The sequence below is a fragment of the uncultured Pseudokineococcus sp. genome (assembly GCF_947499845.1).
In the GTDB taxonomy this organism is placed as follows: domain Bacteria; phylum Actinomycetota; class Actinomycetes; order Actinomycetales; family Quadrisphaeraceae; genus Pseudokineococcus.
Window position 1 is genome coordinate 33107 of record NZ_CANMPM010000019.1, and the last position, 15490, is coordinate 48596.

Below are 15490 nucleotides of genomic sequence, written 5' to 3' on the forward strand. Positions count from 1 at the left end.
CCGCACACCCGGTGGCGGGGCGTCCGCGACGTCAGGCGGCCGACAGCTCCGCGGCCACGAGCTCCGCGATCTGCGCCGTGTTGAGCGCCGCGCCCTTGCGCAGGTTGTCCCCGCAGACGAAGAGGTCGATGGCGTGCGGGAAGTCCAGCGACTGGCGCAGCCGGCCGACGAAGGTCGGGTCGGCGCCGACGACGTCGGCCGGCGTCGGGAAGTCGCCCTGCTCGGGGTCGTCGACGACGACGACGCTCGGCGCCTCGACGAGGGCCTGGCGGGCGTCCTCGACCGTGAGCGCCCGCTGGAAGACGGCGTGCACGGCGAGGGAGTGCGTCGTCACGACGGGCACCCGCACGCACGTGGCCGAGACCTTGAGGTCGGGGATGCCGAGGATCTTGCGGGACTCGTTGCGGACCTTGAGCTCCTCGCTCGACCAGCCGCCCTCCTTGGGCGAGCCCGCCCACGGCACGACGTTGAGGGCGAGCGGCGCGGGGAACGGCGACGGCGCCGAGCCGAGCTTCTCCTCCAGCGCGCCGCGCACGTCGCCCGAGCGCTGCCCGAGCGTCCGGTCGCCGCCGACGACGGCGAGCTCGTCGTAGAGCCGGTCCACACCGGGCTGACCTGCGCCGGAAGCGGCCTGGTAGGAGGCGACGACGAGCTCGGTGAGGCCCCACCCGTGGTGGAGGGCGCCGAGCGCGTCCATCATCGTCAGCGTCGTGCAGTTGGGGTTGCTGATGATCCCGCGGGGGCGGTTGCGCACCTGCGCGGGGTTCACCTCGGGCACGACGAGCGGGACGTCGGGGTCCATGCGGAAGGCGCCCGAGTTGTCGACGACGACGGCGCCGTGCTCGACGGCCACCGGCGCCCACCGCGCGGAGACCTCGTCGGGCACGTCGAACATGGCGACGTCCACGCCGTCGAAGACCTCGGCGGTGAGCTCCTGCACGACGACGTCCTCGCCGCGGACCCGCAGCACCGTGCCGGCCGAGCGGGCCGACGCGACGAGGCGGATCTCGCCCCAGACGTCCTGGCGCTGGGACAGGATCCCGAGCATCACGGTGCCGACGGCCCCCGTGGCCCCCACGACGGCGAGGGTGGGGCGCCGCCCGCTGGTGCCTCCCGCGCGCGTGCTCTCCGTGCTCTGGCTCATCGGCCGGTCCCTCCGTAGACGACGGCCTCGCCGTCGCTGCTGTCCAGGTCGAAGGCCGTGTGCAGCGCGCGGACCGCCGTGTCGAGGTCGTCGGCGCGCGTCACGACCGAGATGCGGATCTCCGAGGTGGAGATCATCTCCATGTTGATGCCGGCGCTGCTCAGCGCGCGGAAGAACTGCGCCGAGACGCCCGGGTTGCTGCGCATGCCCGCCCCGACGAGCGACAGCTTGCCGATCTGGTCGTCGTACTGCAGGGAGGAGAAGCCGACGCGCTCCTGGATGGCCGTGAGGCGCTGGACGGCGCGCGCGCCGTCGTCCTTGGGCAGGGTGAAGGACACGTCGGTCCGCCCCGTCGTCGCGGCGACGTTCTGGACGATCATGTCGATGTTGACGCCCTCGGCGGCCACGGCCTCGAAGATCTCGGCGGCCTTGCCCGGGTTGTCGGGCACCCCCACCACCGTGATCTTCGCCTCGCTGCGGTCGTGCGCGACGCCCGAGATGATCGCCTGCTCCACGGGGAGGTCCTCCATCGATCCGGTGACGGTGGTGCCGGTCTTGCTCGAGAAGCTGGAGCGCACGTGGATCGGCACGCCGGAGCGGCGGCCGTACTCCACGCAGCGCAGCATGAGGACCTTCGCCCCGCACGCGGCGAGCTCGAGCATCTCCTCGTACGTGACGGTGTCGAGCTTGCGGGCGCTAGGGACGATCCGCGGGTCGGCGGTGAAGACGCCGTCGACGTCCGTGTAGATCTCGCAGACGTCGGCCTCGAGCGCCGCGGCGAGCGCGACGGCCGTGGTGTCCGAGCCGCCGCGGCCCAGCGTCGTGATGTCCTTCGAGGTCTGGCTGACGCCCTGGAAGCCCGCGACGATGGCGACGTGGCCGTCGTCGAGGGCGTCGCGGATGCGGCCCGGCGTCACGTCGATGATGCGCGCCCGGCCGTGCACGGAGTCGGTGATGACGCCGGCCTGGCTGCCGGTGAAGGAGCGCGCCTCGAGGCCCAGGTTGGCGATGGCCATGGCCAGCAGCGCCATCGAGATGCGCTCGCCCGAGGTGAGCAGCATGTCGAGCTCGCGGGCCGGCGGGAGCGGCGAGACCTGGCGGGCCAGGTCGAGCAGCTCGTCGGTGGAGTCGCCCATGGCCGAGACGACGACGCAGACGTCGTCACCGCGGCGGCGGGTCTCGGCGATGCGGCGCGCCACCCGCTTGACGCCCTCGGCGTCCGCGACGGAGCTGCCGCCGTACTTCTGCACCACGAGCGCCACGGGGCCGGAGTCTAGGGGGACCGCTGCGGCCGCCCCGGGAGCGTCCAGCCCCCGGGCGTCCGGGTGATCTCCCCTCAGCACCCCGCCGTTCCCGCCGACAGGAGGGCATGTCGTCCCTGCGCGCCCGCACCGGGGGCATCCGTGCCCGCGTGACCCTCCTGCTCGTCGGCGGCGTCGGCGCCGCCTCCCTCGTCGTCGGCGGCGTGGGGGCGCTCGCCGCCGAGCGCACCGGCGCGGCCGTCCGCGACGAGGTGGACGCCCTCACCGGCCAGCAGCTCGACCGCGTCACCGACGGCGTTATCGACGTCGTCTCCACGCAGGGCGACGCCGTCTACCAGAAGGTCTCGAGCGACCTCGAGGTCGCTCGCGACGTCCTCACGCGGGCCGGGGGCCTGCGCACCGGCGGCGGCACCACCACGTGGGAGGCCGTCGACCAGGTGACGAAGGAGGAGACGACGGTGCGCCTGCCCACGGCGCTGGCCGGCGCGACGCCGCTCGGGCAGAACGCCGACCCCGCCGTCCCGACGCCCGTCGTCGACGCGGTCGTGCGCCTCGTCGGCGGCAGCACGACGCTGTTCCAGCGCATGCCCGACGGCAGCATGCTGCGGGTGGCCACGACCGTGGAGACCACGGAGGGCCGGCGCGCCATCGGCACCTACATCCCCGCCGTCGGGGCCGACGGCACTCCCAACCCCGTCATCGCGGCCGTGGAGTCCGGCGAGACCTACCGCGGCACCGCCTTCGTCGTGAACGCCTACTACGCCACCGCCTACGAGCCGGTCCTCGACGAGCAGGGCCAGCTCGTCGGCATGCTCTACGTCGGCGTCCAGCAGGAGACCGTGCCCGCGCTGCGCGAGTCCCTGCTCAGCACCCGCCCCGGCGAGAACGGCCACGTCGAGGTGCTCGCCGGGACGGGCGACCGCGCCGGCACCCTCCTCGTGACCGACCGCGAGGGCGCGACGAGCGCCGCCGACGTCCTCGACGCCGACGGGCGCCCCTACCTCGTGGACGCCCTGGCCACCGCCACCGCGCTGGGCCCCGACGAGACGGCGACCCTCACCTACCGCGACGCCGCCACCGGCGACCACACCGTCCGGCTCGCCTACTACGAGCCGTGGGACTGGGTCATCGCCGTCGACGCGCAGGACGGCGACTTCGCCGGTGCGGCCGAGCGGGTGGGCGACGGGACCCGCCAGCTCGTGCTGACGATCGCCCTCGCCGGGCTCCTCGTCCTGCTGGCGGCCGCCGCCGTCGCCGGCGTCGTGGGCGCCCGCATGACCCGGCCCCTGGAGCACCTGCGCCGCAGCATGGACGACCTCGCGTCCGGCACGGGCGACCTCTCCGCCCGGCTCGACGAGGACGCGCCCGGCGAGGCGGGCGCCCTGGCCCGCGCCTTCAACGCCTTCGCCGCCCGCGTGGGGGCGACGGTGGACGGCGTCGTCCGCGTGTCGGGCCGCCTCCAGGGCACCTCCCGCCAGGTCGCGTCCATCGCCGACGAGCTGGGGACCACCTCGCACGCGGCGAGCGAGCAGGCGCGCAGCGCCGGCGGCTCCGCGGGCAGCATCAGCAGCGACGTCGCCGAGCTGGCCTCGGGCGGCCGGGAGATGTCCGAGGCCGTGCTGGAGATCTCGCGCAACGCGGGCGAGGCCGCCGGCATGGCCGAGGACGCCGTGCGCTCCCTCGACGAGGCCATGGCGCGGGCGCAGCAGCTCGCGACCTCGAGCACCCGCATCGAGGAGATCGTCGCCGTCATCTCCGCCGTCGCGGAGCAGACCAAGCTCCTGGCCCTCAACGCCACCATCGAGGCCGCGCGCGCCGGGGAGGCCGGCAAGGGGTTCGCGGTCGTCGCCGGGGAGGTCAAGGAGCTGGCCCGCGAGGCCGCCGAGGCGTCCGAGGACATCGGCCGCCGCGTCGCCGACATCCGCCACGACACGGGCGACGTCACCGCGGAGATGTCGCGCCTCGCCGGCGTCGTCGCCGGCATCAGCTCGCACCAGACGGGCATCGCGGGCGCCGTCGAGCAGCAGACGGCGACGACCGGCGGGATGCAGGAGCGCCTCACCGGAACCGCCCGGGCGGCCGCGGACATCGCGGAGCGGCTGCGCGAGGTCTCGCGCGCCGCGAGCGCGACCGACGAGCGCGCCGCCCAGGCGCGTCAGGCGGCCGGCGACCTCGGCGCGCTGACCGACGAGCTCGGCGCCCTCGTGGGCAGCTTCCGCCGCTGAGACGGGGGGCGGGTCCTGGGCCGAGGACCCGGGCCTGGAGACCGGGCCCGGGGGCCTCCGGGGGGGGACGCCCGGGACCAGGCGCCTCAGACGTCGAGGAGCCGGCGCCCCTCGAAGGCCCGGCCGAGCGTGACCTCGTCGGCGTACTCGAGGTCGCCGCCCACGGGCAGCCCGGAGGCCAGGCGCGTGATGCGCAGGCCCATGGGCTTGCACAGCCGCGCGAGGTAGGTGGCCGTGGCCTCGCCCTCGAGGTTGGGGTCCGTCGCGAGGATGAGCTCGGTGATCTCGCCGGACGCCAGGCGCGTCATGAGCTCGCGGACGCGCAGGTCGTCGGGGCCGACGCCCTCGATCGGGCTGATGGCGCCGCCGAGGACGTGGTACCGGCCGCGGAACTCGCGGGTCCGCTCGATCGCGACGACGTCCTTCGGCTCCTCGACGACGCAGACGACCGTGCCGTCGCGGCGGTCGTCGCGGCAGATGCGGCAGCGCTCGGCCTCGGCGACGTTGCCGCACACCTCGCAGAAGCGGACGCGGCGCTTGACCTCGGTGAGGGCCGTCGCGAGGCGCTGCACGTCCTCGGCGTCGGACGCGAGCAGGTGGAACGCGATGCGCTGGGCGCTCTTGGGGCCGACGCCGGGCAGCCGCCCGAGCTCCTCGACCAGGTCCTGCACCGCTCCCTCGTACACGCGGCGAGCCTACGCCGCGGCGGCGACGGCGCCCGGACGCCCGCGCTGGGCGCCCGTCGTGGACCCGGTCGTCCCGGGGCGGTCGTCGTGGGCATGGTCGTCCCGGACCAGTCGCGCGAGACGCCCGCCGAGCCCGTGTCCGCTCGACACGGACGCGACGCCGTCGGCGCTCGACGTCGTCGGCGCTCGACGTCGTCGGCGCTCAGCAGCACCGGCACGCGGCGACGCCGAGACGTCCGCGCCACGCCGCGGATGGCGCCGAGGCCCTCAGCGCCCGGTCTCCTCGATGACGCGCCCGCCGAGCAGCTGCTCCACGAGGCGCGCCCCCACGAGGCCCTCGTCCTCGGCGTCGGCGTCGTCCCGGCTGGGCAGGTCCTCCGGGTCGGGCGCCTCGTCAGCGCCGGCCCGGTCCGCGGCCGGCGCCTCCGCCGAGCGCCCCCCGGTCGGTGCCGCACCCGCCCGCGCCCGCGACGCCGCCGCGGCGGCGCGCGCCGCCGCGGCGCCCGACAGGGCGGCGGAGGAGCCCGGACCCGCGCCCGGTCCTGCGCCCGGCCCGGCGCCCTGACTCGTGCCCTGACCCGTGCTCGGAGCCGGGGCGTGCGCCGGCGCAGCGGCGGCGTCGGGGACCCGAGCCCTCGCGGAGGCGTCGCCGGACCGCTCCGGCGCAGGGCGCTCGGACGGCCGCTCCGACGCGGGACCCTCGGACGGTCCCCGCCCCGCAGTGCGCCCGGACGCCCCCCGCTCCGACCCGGGACGGTCGGACGACCCCGGCTCCCCGGGGGAGCGCTGGGGCGGGGCGGCCTCCGACCGGTCCGGGACCGTCGGGCGAGCCGCGGCGTCGGCGGGTCGCCGCCGCGCCGGCGCGTCGTCCGGCTCGGGCGGCGCGTCGTCGTCCGGGGGCTCCGCGGGCGGCAGGTCGTCCCAGTCCGACGGCGGCGCCGGGGTGCCCTCGCCGGCCGCCCTCCCGCGGGCGTCGCGCCCACCGCCCCGGCCACGGCCCTGGCCACGCTGCTGCTCCTGCCGCCGCCCGGGCTCCGCGGTCGGGCCGTCCTCCGCGCGCGCCCCGGCCTCCCGCGCACGAGCGGGCACGGCACCGCCGGCGGGACCGCCGGCGGGACCGCCGGCCTCCCCGCCCGTGGGCGCACCGCCGTCCTGCTCGTCGGTCGCCGGGCGCACGCTCGCGGCACCGCTGGGGCGCCCGCCGCCCGGGGTCGCGGGCTCGGGCCAGTCGTCCTCGTCGTCCGCCGGCTCCGGCCGGCGAGCGGCGGGGCGGCCTTGGTCCTCCACCCGGCTCCGGGGCCGGTCCTGCCCCTGCTCGCGCTCCTGCCCCTGCGACCGGTCCTGGCTCCGGGGCCGGTCCTGGATCGGGGACCGGTCCCGGGCGGGAGCGTCGGACGGCGGCCCCACGGCGACCGCCGGACCGCCGGACCGCGGGGCCGCCGGCGCCGTGGAGGCGGGTCCCGGTCCACCACCGCCCCGCGGGGCCTCCGGGGGCGCTCCCCCGCCGTCGACGACGGGCTCCACGGGCAGGTCGAGCCCGATGACGTCGACGAGCGCGCGCCGCACCACGTCGCCGTGCGGGCCGCGGCGGAACGCGTCGGCGAGGCCCGAGGAGGAGAAGGCGAGCCGGACGGCTCCGCCCGAGACCTCGTGGACCCGCGCGTGCTGGCTCACGAGCGACCACGTGGCGCGGCGCAGCGACGACACGCGCTCCAGGACGTCGACCCACATCCGCCGCACCGTGTCGACGTCCGCGCCGGCGGGCGCCGCGCCGTCGCCCGGCTGCGGCCGCCCGGACGCCTGCGCCGCGCGCGGGTGCTCCACCGGAGCCCGGTCGCCACCGGGACGCCCGTCGCCGTCCCGCGTCGGGGCGGGGCCGGTGAGGCCGGTGCTGGTGGGCCCGGTGCGGGTGGGCTCGGTGCTCGCCGGGCCGGCGGTCGCGGGGCTCGTGGTGCCCGGACCGACGGAACCGCGGGCGTCCTGCACGTGCTCGTCGGCACCTGCGGCAGCCGGGCCGGCTGCCGCGCGGGTCGTCGCGTCCTCCGGCGGGGCGGCGACGGTCTCGGGACCGCGGGTCGGAGCGGGAGGCGCCGCGGGCTCGGGGACCCCTGCGGGCGCCGCCGTGGGGCGGACGCCCGCGGGGCCGGTGGCCGGGACGCCCAGGCGCCGCTCGAGGCGGTCGAGGCGCGCCCCGAGGCCGCGCTCGCCCGCGTCGGCGACCGGCAGCAGCAGGCGCGCGCACAGCAGCTCGAGGTGGAGGCGCGGCGACGTCGCGCCGACCATCTCCGTGAGGGCGGCGTTGGCGACGTCGGCGGCCCGGCTCAGCTCCGCGGCGCCCAGGGAGTCGGCCTGGCGGCGCATGCGGGTGAGCTGGTCGTCGGGGACCGCGCGCAGCACGGCCCGCGCCCCCTCCCCCACGGCGCGGACGACGACGAGGTCGCGCAGCCGCTCGAGGAGGTCCTCGACGAAGCGGCGCGGGTCGTGGCCGGACTCCACGACGCGATCGACGACCCGGAAGACGCTGCCGCCGTCGCCCGCGGCGAGGGCGTCGACGACGTCGTCGAGGAGGCTGGCGTGCGTGTAGCCGAGCAGGGAGATGGCGCGCTCGTAGTCGACGCCGCCGTCGTCGGCACCGGCGATGAGCTGGTCCAGCACCGACAGCGAGTCGCGGACGGACCCGCCGCCGGCCCGCACGACGAGCGGGAGGACGCCCTTGCCCACGGGGACGCCCTCGGCCTCGCAGAGGGTCTCGAGGTACCGGAGCAGCGCCTCCGGCGGCACGAGGTGGAACGGGTAGTGGTGGGTGCGCGACCGGATGGTGCCCAGCACCTTGTCGGGCTCCGTCGTCGCGAAGACGAACATCACGTGCTCGGGCGGCTCCTCGACGAGCTTGAGCAGCGCGTTGAAGCCCTGGGGGCTCACCATGTGCGCCTCGTCGACGACGAAGACCTTGTAGCGGTCGCGCGCCGGCGCGAAGGTCGCCCGCTCGCGCAGCTCGCGGGCGTCGTCGACGCCGCCGTGGCTGGCCGCGTCGATCTCGACGACGTCGAGGCTGCCGGGCCCGCCGCGCGCCAGCTCGACGCAGCTGGGGCAGACGCCGCAGGGGGTGTCGGTGGGGCCCTCCGCCGTGCCGTCCGGCCCGGCGCAGTTGAGGCAGCGGGCCAGGATGCGGGCCGACGTCGTCTTGCCGCAGCCGCGCGGGCCCGAGAAGAGGTAGGCGTGGTTGACGCGGCCGGTGCGCAGCGCCTGGCGCAGCGGGTCGGTCACGTGCTCCTGGCCGATGACGTCGGCGAAGGACTCCGGCCGGTAGCGGCGGTACAGCGCGAGCGTCGGTCCGGCCACGCCACGACAGTAGCCGCGAGCGCCGACACCCCGCCGCGCCCGCCCACCGGGGCGGGCGACGCCGCCGACGCACGACCGCAGGACCCCCGGGGGCATGGGCGCGAGGGGGCGGGAGACGACGAGGACCCCCCGCGCACCCGCCAGAGCCCACCTACCCTTGCTGCCTTCCGGCCCTGGGGGAGTTCAGCAGGGTGGCGCCGCGCGAGGGGCCGCCCACCACTGTAGGGGACGGCGACCGGGCTCCCGACCGGGTGCGGACTGCCCCGCGCCCGTCGCCGCCCGCGCTCCCGTTCGCCGGCCGGCGCCCGACCCGCCCGACGACCGACCCGCCCCAGCACCGACCGGCCCGACCATCGACCGGCCCGGGGGCCACCCCCTCCGTGCACTCCCCCGCCACCGTCCTCCGCTAGGCTCGCCCACGGAGGATTCGCCTAGTGGCCTAGGGCGCACGCTTGGAAAGCGTGTTGGGGAAACCCTCGGGGGTTCGAATCCCCCATCCTCCGCCGCCGGCCGGCAGCGTCCGGCCGACCGCAGGCCCCCGCCCACCGGGCGGGGGCCTGCGGCGTCTCCGGCGGGCCGGGTCAGCGGGGGACGGCAGCGGACGACGGCAGCGGGACACGTCCGGGCACGTCGGCGGGGGGCGTCGGCGGGCCGGCCAGGGGACCCGCCGCGCGAGGTCCGCGCCGCTGTCGGACCCCCGTGGCACCGTCGTCGCATGGCCACCTCGCGCGCCTCTCGAGCCTCCCGCACCTCCCCCGCCCCTCGGGCCCCCCGTGACCCGTGGACCTCCACCTCGCTCGACGACCTCGACTGCGCCGTCTGCGGGCGCTCCGTGCCGCACGAGCTGCTCGAGTGCCTCGACGGCCACGGGGACGAGTGCCCCGACCGCGTGTGCACCGCGTGCGGCGCCGTCGTCGTCGTCGGGCCCTCCCCCCTGGCGCTGCGCCGCACGGCCTGACGGCGCCGCACGCCGACCTCCCAGACCGCGACGACCCAGACCGCGACGACCCAGACCTGAAGCCCGGGACCTGACGCCTCGACGCCCGCGCCCGAGCAGCGACCTCCGGGGCCGCCGAGGGCGGGCGCCCTACAGTGGCGGTCCCGCCCGGCCCGAGCGCCGTGACGACGCCGGACGCGGGACACGGGACGGGGACGGGCACGGGCGCCGGGTCACGAGCGCTCGCGCCGGAGGAGGAGCGAGATGGCTGACGCGCAGGGACCGCCCGGGGGCGAGGCGCCCGACGACGAGGTCGCGGCGCTACTGCGCGCCGAGCGACGCCGCCGTCGCACCCGCGCCCGCCAGAGCTTCGTCTTCGTCGCCATCTTCCTCGTCGTGGTCGGCATCGGCATCGGCGCCGCGGGCGTCAACCGCGGCTGGTGGGAGGGCCCCTTCGCCGCGGCGGACGACGCCGCCACCCCGGCGCCGACGCAGGCCTGCCCCACGCCGACGACCGTGCCCGTCGAGGCCCCCGGGGTGCAGGTGTCGGTGCTCAACTCGACCGACCGCCCCGGCCTGGCCGGCGGCGTGGCCGACGAGCTGACCGCGCGCGGCCTCGTCGTGGGCGCGGTCGCCAACGCCCCCGACGGCGTCGTGGTGCCGGGCACCGCCGAGGTGCGCTACGGCCCGGAGGGCGCCCGCGCGGCGGAGGGCCTCGCGAGCATCGCCCCGGGCGCGGAGCTCGTCCGCGACGACCAGCGCGCCGGCCCGGCCGTCGACCTCGTGCTCGGCGAGGCGTGGTCCGAGCTGGCCCCGGCCGACGTCCCGCTGACGGCCGTCGTGACACCCGACCCGGCGACGCTGCCGCCGGGGTGCGCGACGCCGGGCCCGACGGGCGCCGCGACGCCCGCGCCCTCGACTCCCGCGCCCGCCACCCCGGCACCCTGAGCGCCGCGTGAGCGGGCCGGAGGGAGGACCGGGGTCGCCGGAGCAGCCGCGAGGGCCGGAGCAGCCGGAGCAGTCGCACGGGCCGGAGCAGTCGCACAGGCCGGAGCAGCTGCAGGGGCCGGAGCAGCTGCAGGGGCCGGAGCAGCCGGGTCCCGACGAGCAGGCGGCAGCAGACGACGTCGGCAGCGGCCCGTCCGCGGGAGCCGGGCGCGCGCGGGACCTCGTCCGCGGACGCCGCCGCGCCGCCCGCTCCCCCGACCCCGGCGGGCGCCGCCACCACATGGGCGCCGTCCCGGAACGCATGCCGGTGCTGCGGCCGGACGGCTCGCGCGGCACGACGCGCACCTCCGTCGTGCAGCTCACGGCGGCCACCGCGCACCGCCTCGAGGCCTTGGAGGCCGAGCTGGACGCCGAGATGCGCGCTCTCGCCGCCGAGGGCCGCTACGAGGAGGCGGCCTGGTCGCGCGACGAGCTGACGGCCGTCCGCGGCGAGCGAGCCCGTCGCGCGGGAGGCTGACGACCAGCGCACCCGACGACCGGCGCACCTGACGACCACCGTCCCGGACGGCAGGACGCCCGGGCGGCACGACGCCGGGACGACACCCGCACCGCGACGACACCCGCACTGTGACGACACCCGCCCCCTGACGACCTCGGCACCCGGCGCGCACGAGCGGGTCAGGTCGGGCGCAGGGCGGCCACGAGCCGCTCGAGCCCGCGCTCGAGGTCGCTGCGGCGCGGGGCGGCCCACCCGACGACGACGCCCGCCCGGTCCGAGGCGAGGCAGCTCTCGGCGAGGCCGCCGAGGGCGACCGACGCCGACCGCGCCCGCGCCACCACGTCCTCCTCCTCCTCGCGCGAGGGCAGCGGCACGACGACGTGGGCACCGGCCGCCCCGCCCTGCGCCCGGTGGCCGGCCGCCTCGACGGCGGCCAGGACGAGCGCGCGGCGGGCCACCAGCTCGCGGCGCAGGCGCCGCAGGTGGCGCGCGAGGTCGCCCGAGGCGGCCAGCTCCGCGAGCACGCGCTGCCCGGCCCGCGGGGGCCGGGCGCCCACCTCGGTCCGCGCCGCGAGGAGCCGGTGCCGCAGCTCCTCCGGCGCCACGAGCCAGCCGGCGCCCAGCGTGGGGCTCACCGTCTTCGACGTGGTGCCCAGGTGGACGACGACGTCGGGGCCGAGGGAGGCGAGCAGCGGCAGCGGCGCGACGTCGTAGCGCAGCTCGCCGTCGTAGTCGTCCTCGAGGACGAGGAGGCCCTCGGCCCGCGCCCGGGCGACGAGCTGCGCCCGTCGCGCCACGGGAAGCCGCCCCCCGGTGGGGAACTGGTGCGCGGGGGTGCAGACGACCGCGGCGACGCCGGGCGGCACGGCGTCGACGACGAGGCCGTCGTCGTCGACGGGGACGGGCACCGGGACGAGCCCGGCGGCCCGCAGCGCCCCGGTGGAGCGGCGGTAGCCCGGGTCCTCGACCGCGACCCGCGCCCCCCGCGGCAGCAGGGCCGCCACCTCGGCGACGGCGGCCGACGTGCCCGTGGTGGCCGTCACGTCGTCGGGCCCGGCGGGCAGCCCGCGGTGGCGGAGCAGGTGCTCGGCGACCGCCGCCCGGAAGGCGCCGTCCCCCCGCGGGTCCGGCAGGTGGTCGGGCGGCCGTCCGCCCGCGGCCCGCCAGGCGCGGCGCCACGCCGTCCGGTCGAGGGCCTCGGTGCACGGGGCCCCCGCCCGCAGGTCGAGCAGGTCCTCGCCGGCCGCTCCCCCGAGCACCTCCTCCCCGCCCGCACCTCGCGGCCTCCCCGGGCCTCCCGCGCCCCTGACCACCCGCTCCCCGCCCCTGGGAGCGGCCGGCAGGCCCACGACGAAGGTGCCGACGCCGCGCCGCGCGGCTACCCACCCCTCGGCGAGGAGCTGGTCGTAGGCCGCCGCCGTGACCGTGCGGCTGGTCCCGAGCAGACGGGCCAGCTCGCGCGTCGAGGGCAGCCGCGCGCCGGCCGCGAGCACGCCCCGCGCCGCGGCGGCGCGCAGGCCCGAGGCCACCTGCACCGCGAGCGGCTCCGGCGCACCGCGGTCGACGACGAGCGGTGGGACCTCCACGCGACCTCCCGGTGGCCTGCTGCGATCCTCGCGTCCTGGCCCTCGCAGGATGCCACTGGCCCCGACACGCTCGTCGTCGTGACCCCCGCCGACGCCCCGCCCCGCAGCGCCCCCACCCGCGACGACACCGCCCGCCCTGACACCGCCAGCAGCGCCACCGCCCCGCCCGCGGCGGCTCCCCCGACCTCCCCTGGACCGCTGTCGCCCACGGAGCGCTCCACGGTGCGGCGCGGCGCCCACCGCGCCCGCCCCGACCGCGCGGCGCTGCACGCCGTGCTCGACGCGGGCCTCGTCGGGCACCTCGGCGTCGTCGTGGACGGGGCCCCGCGCGTGCTCCCGACGGGCTACGGGCGCGTCGGCGAGGTGCTGTACCTCCACGGCTCGACGGGCGCGCGCTCGCTGCGCGAGGCCACCGGGGCGCAGGTCTGCTTCACGGTGACGCTGCTCGACGGCGTCGTCTACGCGCGGTCGGCGTTCCACCACTCGGTGGACTACCGCTGCGCCGTCGTGCACGGCGCCGCCCGGGTCGTCGAGGACGACGCGGAGCGCGAGCGGGCGCTCGAGGCGCTCACCGAGCACCTCGCGCCCGGGTCGTGGAGGGCGACCCGTCGGCCCACCGGCAAGGAGCTGGCGGCCACGGCCGTCCTCGCCCTGGACCTCTCCGAGGCCGCGGTGAAGGTGCGGGAGGGCGGCCCGGCCGACGACGAGGCCGACCTCGCCTCCGACGAGCACGACTGGGCGGGCGTCCTGCCGCTCGTCACCGCCTGGGGCGCCCCGGTGCCCGCGCCCGACCTGCGGCCCGGTGCCGCCGTGCCCGACCGGGTGCGGCGGCGTCCCGCGCCGGGTGGGGACGTCCGGGGCTGAGTGGGACCTACCCGGCGGCGGCGCGGCGGCGGCGCCGCGCCTCGACGGCGACGACGAGCAGCAGCGCGAGCGCGCCGCCCACGAGCAGCACACGGTCCAGCGCCACGGGCGGGGTGCCGCCCGTGGCGCCGAGGACGAGGTGGGTCGTGTAGGCCGCGTAGCCGAGCAGGAGCAGCGCGCCGTCGAGGCGGCTGACGTCGGCCGCGAGCGCGCCGAGGAGCAGCAGCACGGCGGCCGCCCCCACCATCACCGGCAGGTCGACGGTGCGGGCGCTCGCCTCCACGGGCACGCCCCCGGGGCTGACGAGGGCGGTCAGCCCGAGGACGGCGCCGAGGTTGAAGACGCCGCTGCCGACGACGTTGCCGATGGCCATGTCGCGCTCGCCGCGGACGACGGCGACGACGGACGTCGCCAGCTCGGGCAGCGAGGTGCCGACCGCGACGACGGTCAGCCCGACGACGAGGTCGCTCACGCCCAGGTCGGCGGCGATGGTGCTGGCCGCGCCGACGAGGGCCTGCGCGCCCCCGACGAGCAGCGCGACGCCCGCCACCACGAGCAGCGCGTCGCGCAGGACCCGGGAGCGGGGCGCCGCGGCGCGCGCATGGAGCTCGCCGTGGGCGCGGGTCGCCGAGGTGCCCTCGGGCCGCCCGCCGCCGCCCGTGCCGTCCGGTGCCGCGCCGTCCGGTGCTGCGCCGTCCGGTGCTGCGCCGTCCGGTGCTGTGGAGTCAGGCGCCGGGGCCTGGCCCGCCGCGTCCGCCCGCCGCGAGACGACGACGGAGCGGGCCACGTAGGCGACGAGGAGCACGAGGAGGAGCGCGCCGTCGAGGCGCCCGACGTCGCCGTCGAGGGCCAGCGCCCACGCGAGGGCGCTGACGGCGAGGAGCACCGGGACGTCGACGCGCAGCAGCTGCCGGCCGACGAGGAGGGGCAGCACCAGGGCGGAGAGCCCGAGGATGAGCAGGACGTTGGCGATGTTGCTGCCGACGACGTTGCCGACCGCCAGCCCGGGGGACCCGTCGAGCGCCGCCCCGAGGGTGACGGCCAGCTCCGGGGCGCTCGTGGCGGCGGCGACCACCGTGAGGCCGACGACGAGCGGGGAGAGGCCCGCGGCGCGCGCCAGGCCGCCGCCGCCGCGCACGAGCAGCTCGCCGCCCGCCACGAGCAGGGCGACGCCGAGGACGAGGAGGGCGACGAGGGCGACCACGGGGGCTCCTGGGGGGCGTCCGGTCGGGCGGGTGGCTCAGGGCGGGTGGCTCGGGGCGGGAGGTCGGGGCGGGCGTCAGGCGGCGGCCGGGCGGACCCGGCCCCGGACCTCGCGGGCGACGGACGCCCCGACGACGACCGCCACGACGGCGAGCGCGACGAGGACGGCCCGCACGTAGGGCTCGAGGAGGGCGCTGCCGGTGGCGTCGAGCACCACGTAGGAGAGGTAGGCGACGTACCCGCCGAGCAGCAGGGCCCCGTCGCGGCGCGACACCCGGGAGGCGCACAGGGCCAGGGCGAGGAGCAGCACCGTCGAGGCGAGCATGAGCGGCAGGTCGACGGTCCGGGCGCCGGCCTCCACGGCGACGCCCCCGGGCGTCACGAGGCCCGTGAGCGCCAGGACCCCGCCCACGTTGAAGAGGTTGCTCCCGACCACGTTGCCGATGCCGAGGTCCCGCTGTCCGCGGACGATCGCGATGACGGCCGTCGCCAGCTCGGGCAGCGACGTCCCGACCGCCACGACCGTGAGGCCGACGACGAGGTCGCTGACGCCGAGGGACGCGGCGATCGAGCCCGCCGACGTGACGAGGGCCTGGGAGCCCCCGACGAGGAGCGCGACGCCGGCGACGACGAGCGCGAGGTCGCGACCGACCTCCCGGCCCCGGCCGCGGCCCGCGGCGTCCCCGTGGTCGCCCTCGTGGTCGTCCTCGCGGTCGTCCCCCGTTACCTTCCTCGCGCTCCCTCGTCGAGGGGGTTCCTGGTCGCCAGGTCCGGTATGACTGATCGCCCCTGTC

At 78.3% G+C, this 15490-nt stretch carries 11 protein-coding genes, 1 tRNA gene, 1 other RNA gene and 1 pseudogene; 6 read left to right on the plus strand and 8 right to left on the minus strand.

What is annotated here, in order from left to right; all coding sequences use genetic code 11:
- Nucleotides 1-31: 31 nt before the first annotated feature.
- Nucleotides 32-1144 (minus strand): aspartate-semialdehyde dehydrogenase, encoded by a 1113-nt coding sequence (locus Q0789_RS14415; RefSeq protein ID WP_298806404.1) that lies wholly within the window; start codon nucleotides 1142-1144, stop codon nucleotides 32-34.
- Complete coding sequence (locus Q0789_RS14420) at nucleotides 1141-2406, minus strand: aspartate kinase (RefSeq protein WP_171202569.1); 1266 nt, start codon at nucleotides 2404-2406, stop codon at nucleotides 1141-1143. Before Q0789_RS14420 ends, Q0789_RS14415 begins: the two co-directional genes overlap by 4 nt.
- A gap of 107 nt (nucleotides 2407-2513) precedes the next feature.
- Here Q0789_RS14420 and Q0789_RS14425 point away from each other — a divergent pair, with 107 nt between their 5' ends.
- Nucleotides 2514-4631 carry a methyl-accepting chemotaxis protein gene (locus tag Q0789_RS14425; RefSeq protein ID WP_298806405.1) on the plus strand — a complete coding sequence of 706 codons (2118 nt, stop codon included), beginning with the start codon at nucleotides 2514-2516 and terminating at the stop codon, nucleotides 4629-4631.
- A gap of 86 nt (nucleotides 4632-4717) precedes the next feature.
- Here Q0789_RS14425 and recR read toward each other — a convergent pair whose 3' ends face one another.
- The 3 genes from recR to ffs all read right to left on the minus strand — a co-directional run bounded on the left by recR (nucleotide 4718) and on the right by ffs (nucleotide 8873).
- Nucleotides 4718-5317 (minus strand): recombination mediator RecR, encoded by a 600-nt coding sequence (recR, locus tag Q0789_RS14430; RefSeq protein ID WP_171202567.1) that lies wholly within the window; start codon nucleotides 5315-5317, stop codon nucleotides 4718-4720.
- A 267-nt stretch (nucleotides 5318-5584) separates the two neighbouring features.
- On the minus strand, nucleotides 5585-8659 hold the full coding sequence (locus tag Q0789_RS14435; RefSeq protein ID WP_298806407.1) for a DNA polymerase III subunit gamma and tau: 3075 nt from the start codon (nucleotides 8657-8659) through the stop codon (nucleotides 5585-5587).
- Between the two features lie 117 nt (nucleotides 8660-8776).
- An RNA gene (gene ffs / locus Q0789_RS14440) (signal recognition particle sRNA small type) lies at nucleotides 8777-8873 on the minus strand.
- Between the two features lie 206 nt (nucleotides 8874-9079).
- Here ffs and Q0789_RS14445 point away from each other — a divergent pair.
- From Q0789_RS14445 to Q0789_RS14460, 4 genes are all read left to right on the plus strand, one after another.
- Nucleotides 9080-9162, plus strand: a tRNA-Ser gene (locus tag Q0789_RS14445).
- 212 nt (nucleotides 9163-9374) lie between these two features.
- Nucleotides 9375-9617: a hypothetical protein gene (locus Q0789_RS14450; protein WP_298806409.1), complete on the plus strand. Its 243-nt coding sequence runs from the start codon at nucleotides 9375-9377 to the stop codon at nucleotides 9615-9617.
- 243 nt (nucleotides 9618-9860) lie between these two features.
- Nucleotides 9861-10544, plus strand: coding sequence for a LytR C-terminal domain-containing protein (locus Q0789_RS14455; RefSeq protein ID WP_298806411.1), 684 nt, complete (start codon nucleotides 9861-9863; stop codon nucleotides 10542-10544).
- A 7-nt stretch (nucleotides 10545-10551) separates the two neighbouring features.
- Nucleotides 10552-11061 carry a hypothetical protein gene (locus Q0789_RS14460; protein ID WP_298806412.1) on the plus strand — a complete coding sequence of 170 codons (510 nt, stop codon included), beginning with the start codon at nucleotides 10552-10554 and terminating at the stop codon, nucleotides 11059-11061.
- A gap of 161 nt (nucleotides 11062-11222) precedes the next feature.
- Here Q0789_RS14460 and Q0789_RS14465 read toward each other — a convergent pair whose 3' ends face one another.
- A complete protein-coding gene (locus tag Q0789_RS14465) occupies nucleotides 11223-12629 on the minus strand; it encodes a PLP-dependent aminotransferase family protein (RefSeq protein WP_298806413.1) in 1407 nt (468 codons plus the stop codon).
- A gap of 198 nt (nucleotides 12630-12827) precedes the next feature.
- Here Q0789_RS14465 and Q0789_RS14470 point away from each other — a divergent pair, with 198 nt between their 5' ends.
- Nucleotides 12828-13493 (plus strand): pyridoxamine 5'-phosphate oxidase family protein, encoded by a 666-nt coding sequence (locus Q0789_RS14470; RefSeq protein ID WP_363325911.1) that lies wholly within the window; start codon nucleotides 12828-12830, stop codon nucleotides 13491-13493.
- A 7-nt stretch (nucleotides 13494-13500) separates the two neighbouring features.
- Here Q0789_RS14470 and Q0789_RS14475 read toward each other — a convergent pair whose 3' ends face one another.
- Nucleotides 13501-14697 (minus strand): calcium/sodium antiporter, encoded by a 1197-nt coding sequence (locus Q0789_RS14475; RefSeq protein ID WP_298806417.1) that lies wholly within the window; start codon nucleotides 14695-14697, stop codon nucleotides 13501-13503.
- Nucleotides 14698-14772: 75 nt separating this feature from the next.
- A pseudogene (locus Q0789_RS14480) lies at nucleotides 14773-15490 on the minus strand (sodium:calcium antiporter); the annotation flags it as partial.

Excerpts from the sequence above, each read along its gene's own strand:
- Q0789_RS14455 (WP_298806411.1), top strand. The coding sequence starts at position 9,861 with ATGGCTGACGCGCAGGGACCGCCCGGGGGCGAGGCGCCCGACGACGAG.
- Q0789_RS14415 (WP_298806404.1), bottom strand. The coding sequence starts at position 1,144 with ATGAGCCAGAGCACGGAGAGCACGCGCGCGGGAGGCACCAGCGGGCGG.
- Q0789_RS14450 (WP_298806409.1), top strand. The coding sequence starts at position 9,375 with ATGGCCACCTCGCGCGCCTCTCGAGCCTCCCGCACCTCCCCCGCCCCT.
- Q0789_RS14425 (WP_298806405.1), top strand. The coding sequence starts at position 2,514 with ATGTCGTCCCTGCGCGCCCGCACCGGGGGCATCCGTGCCCGCGTGACC.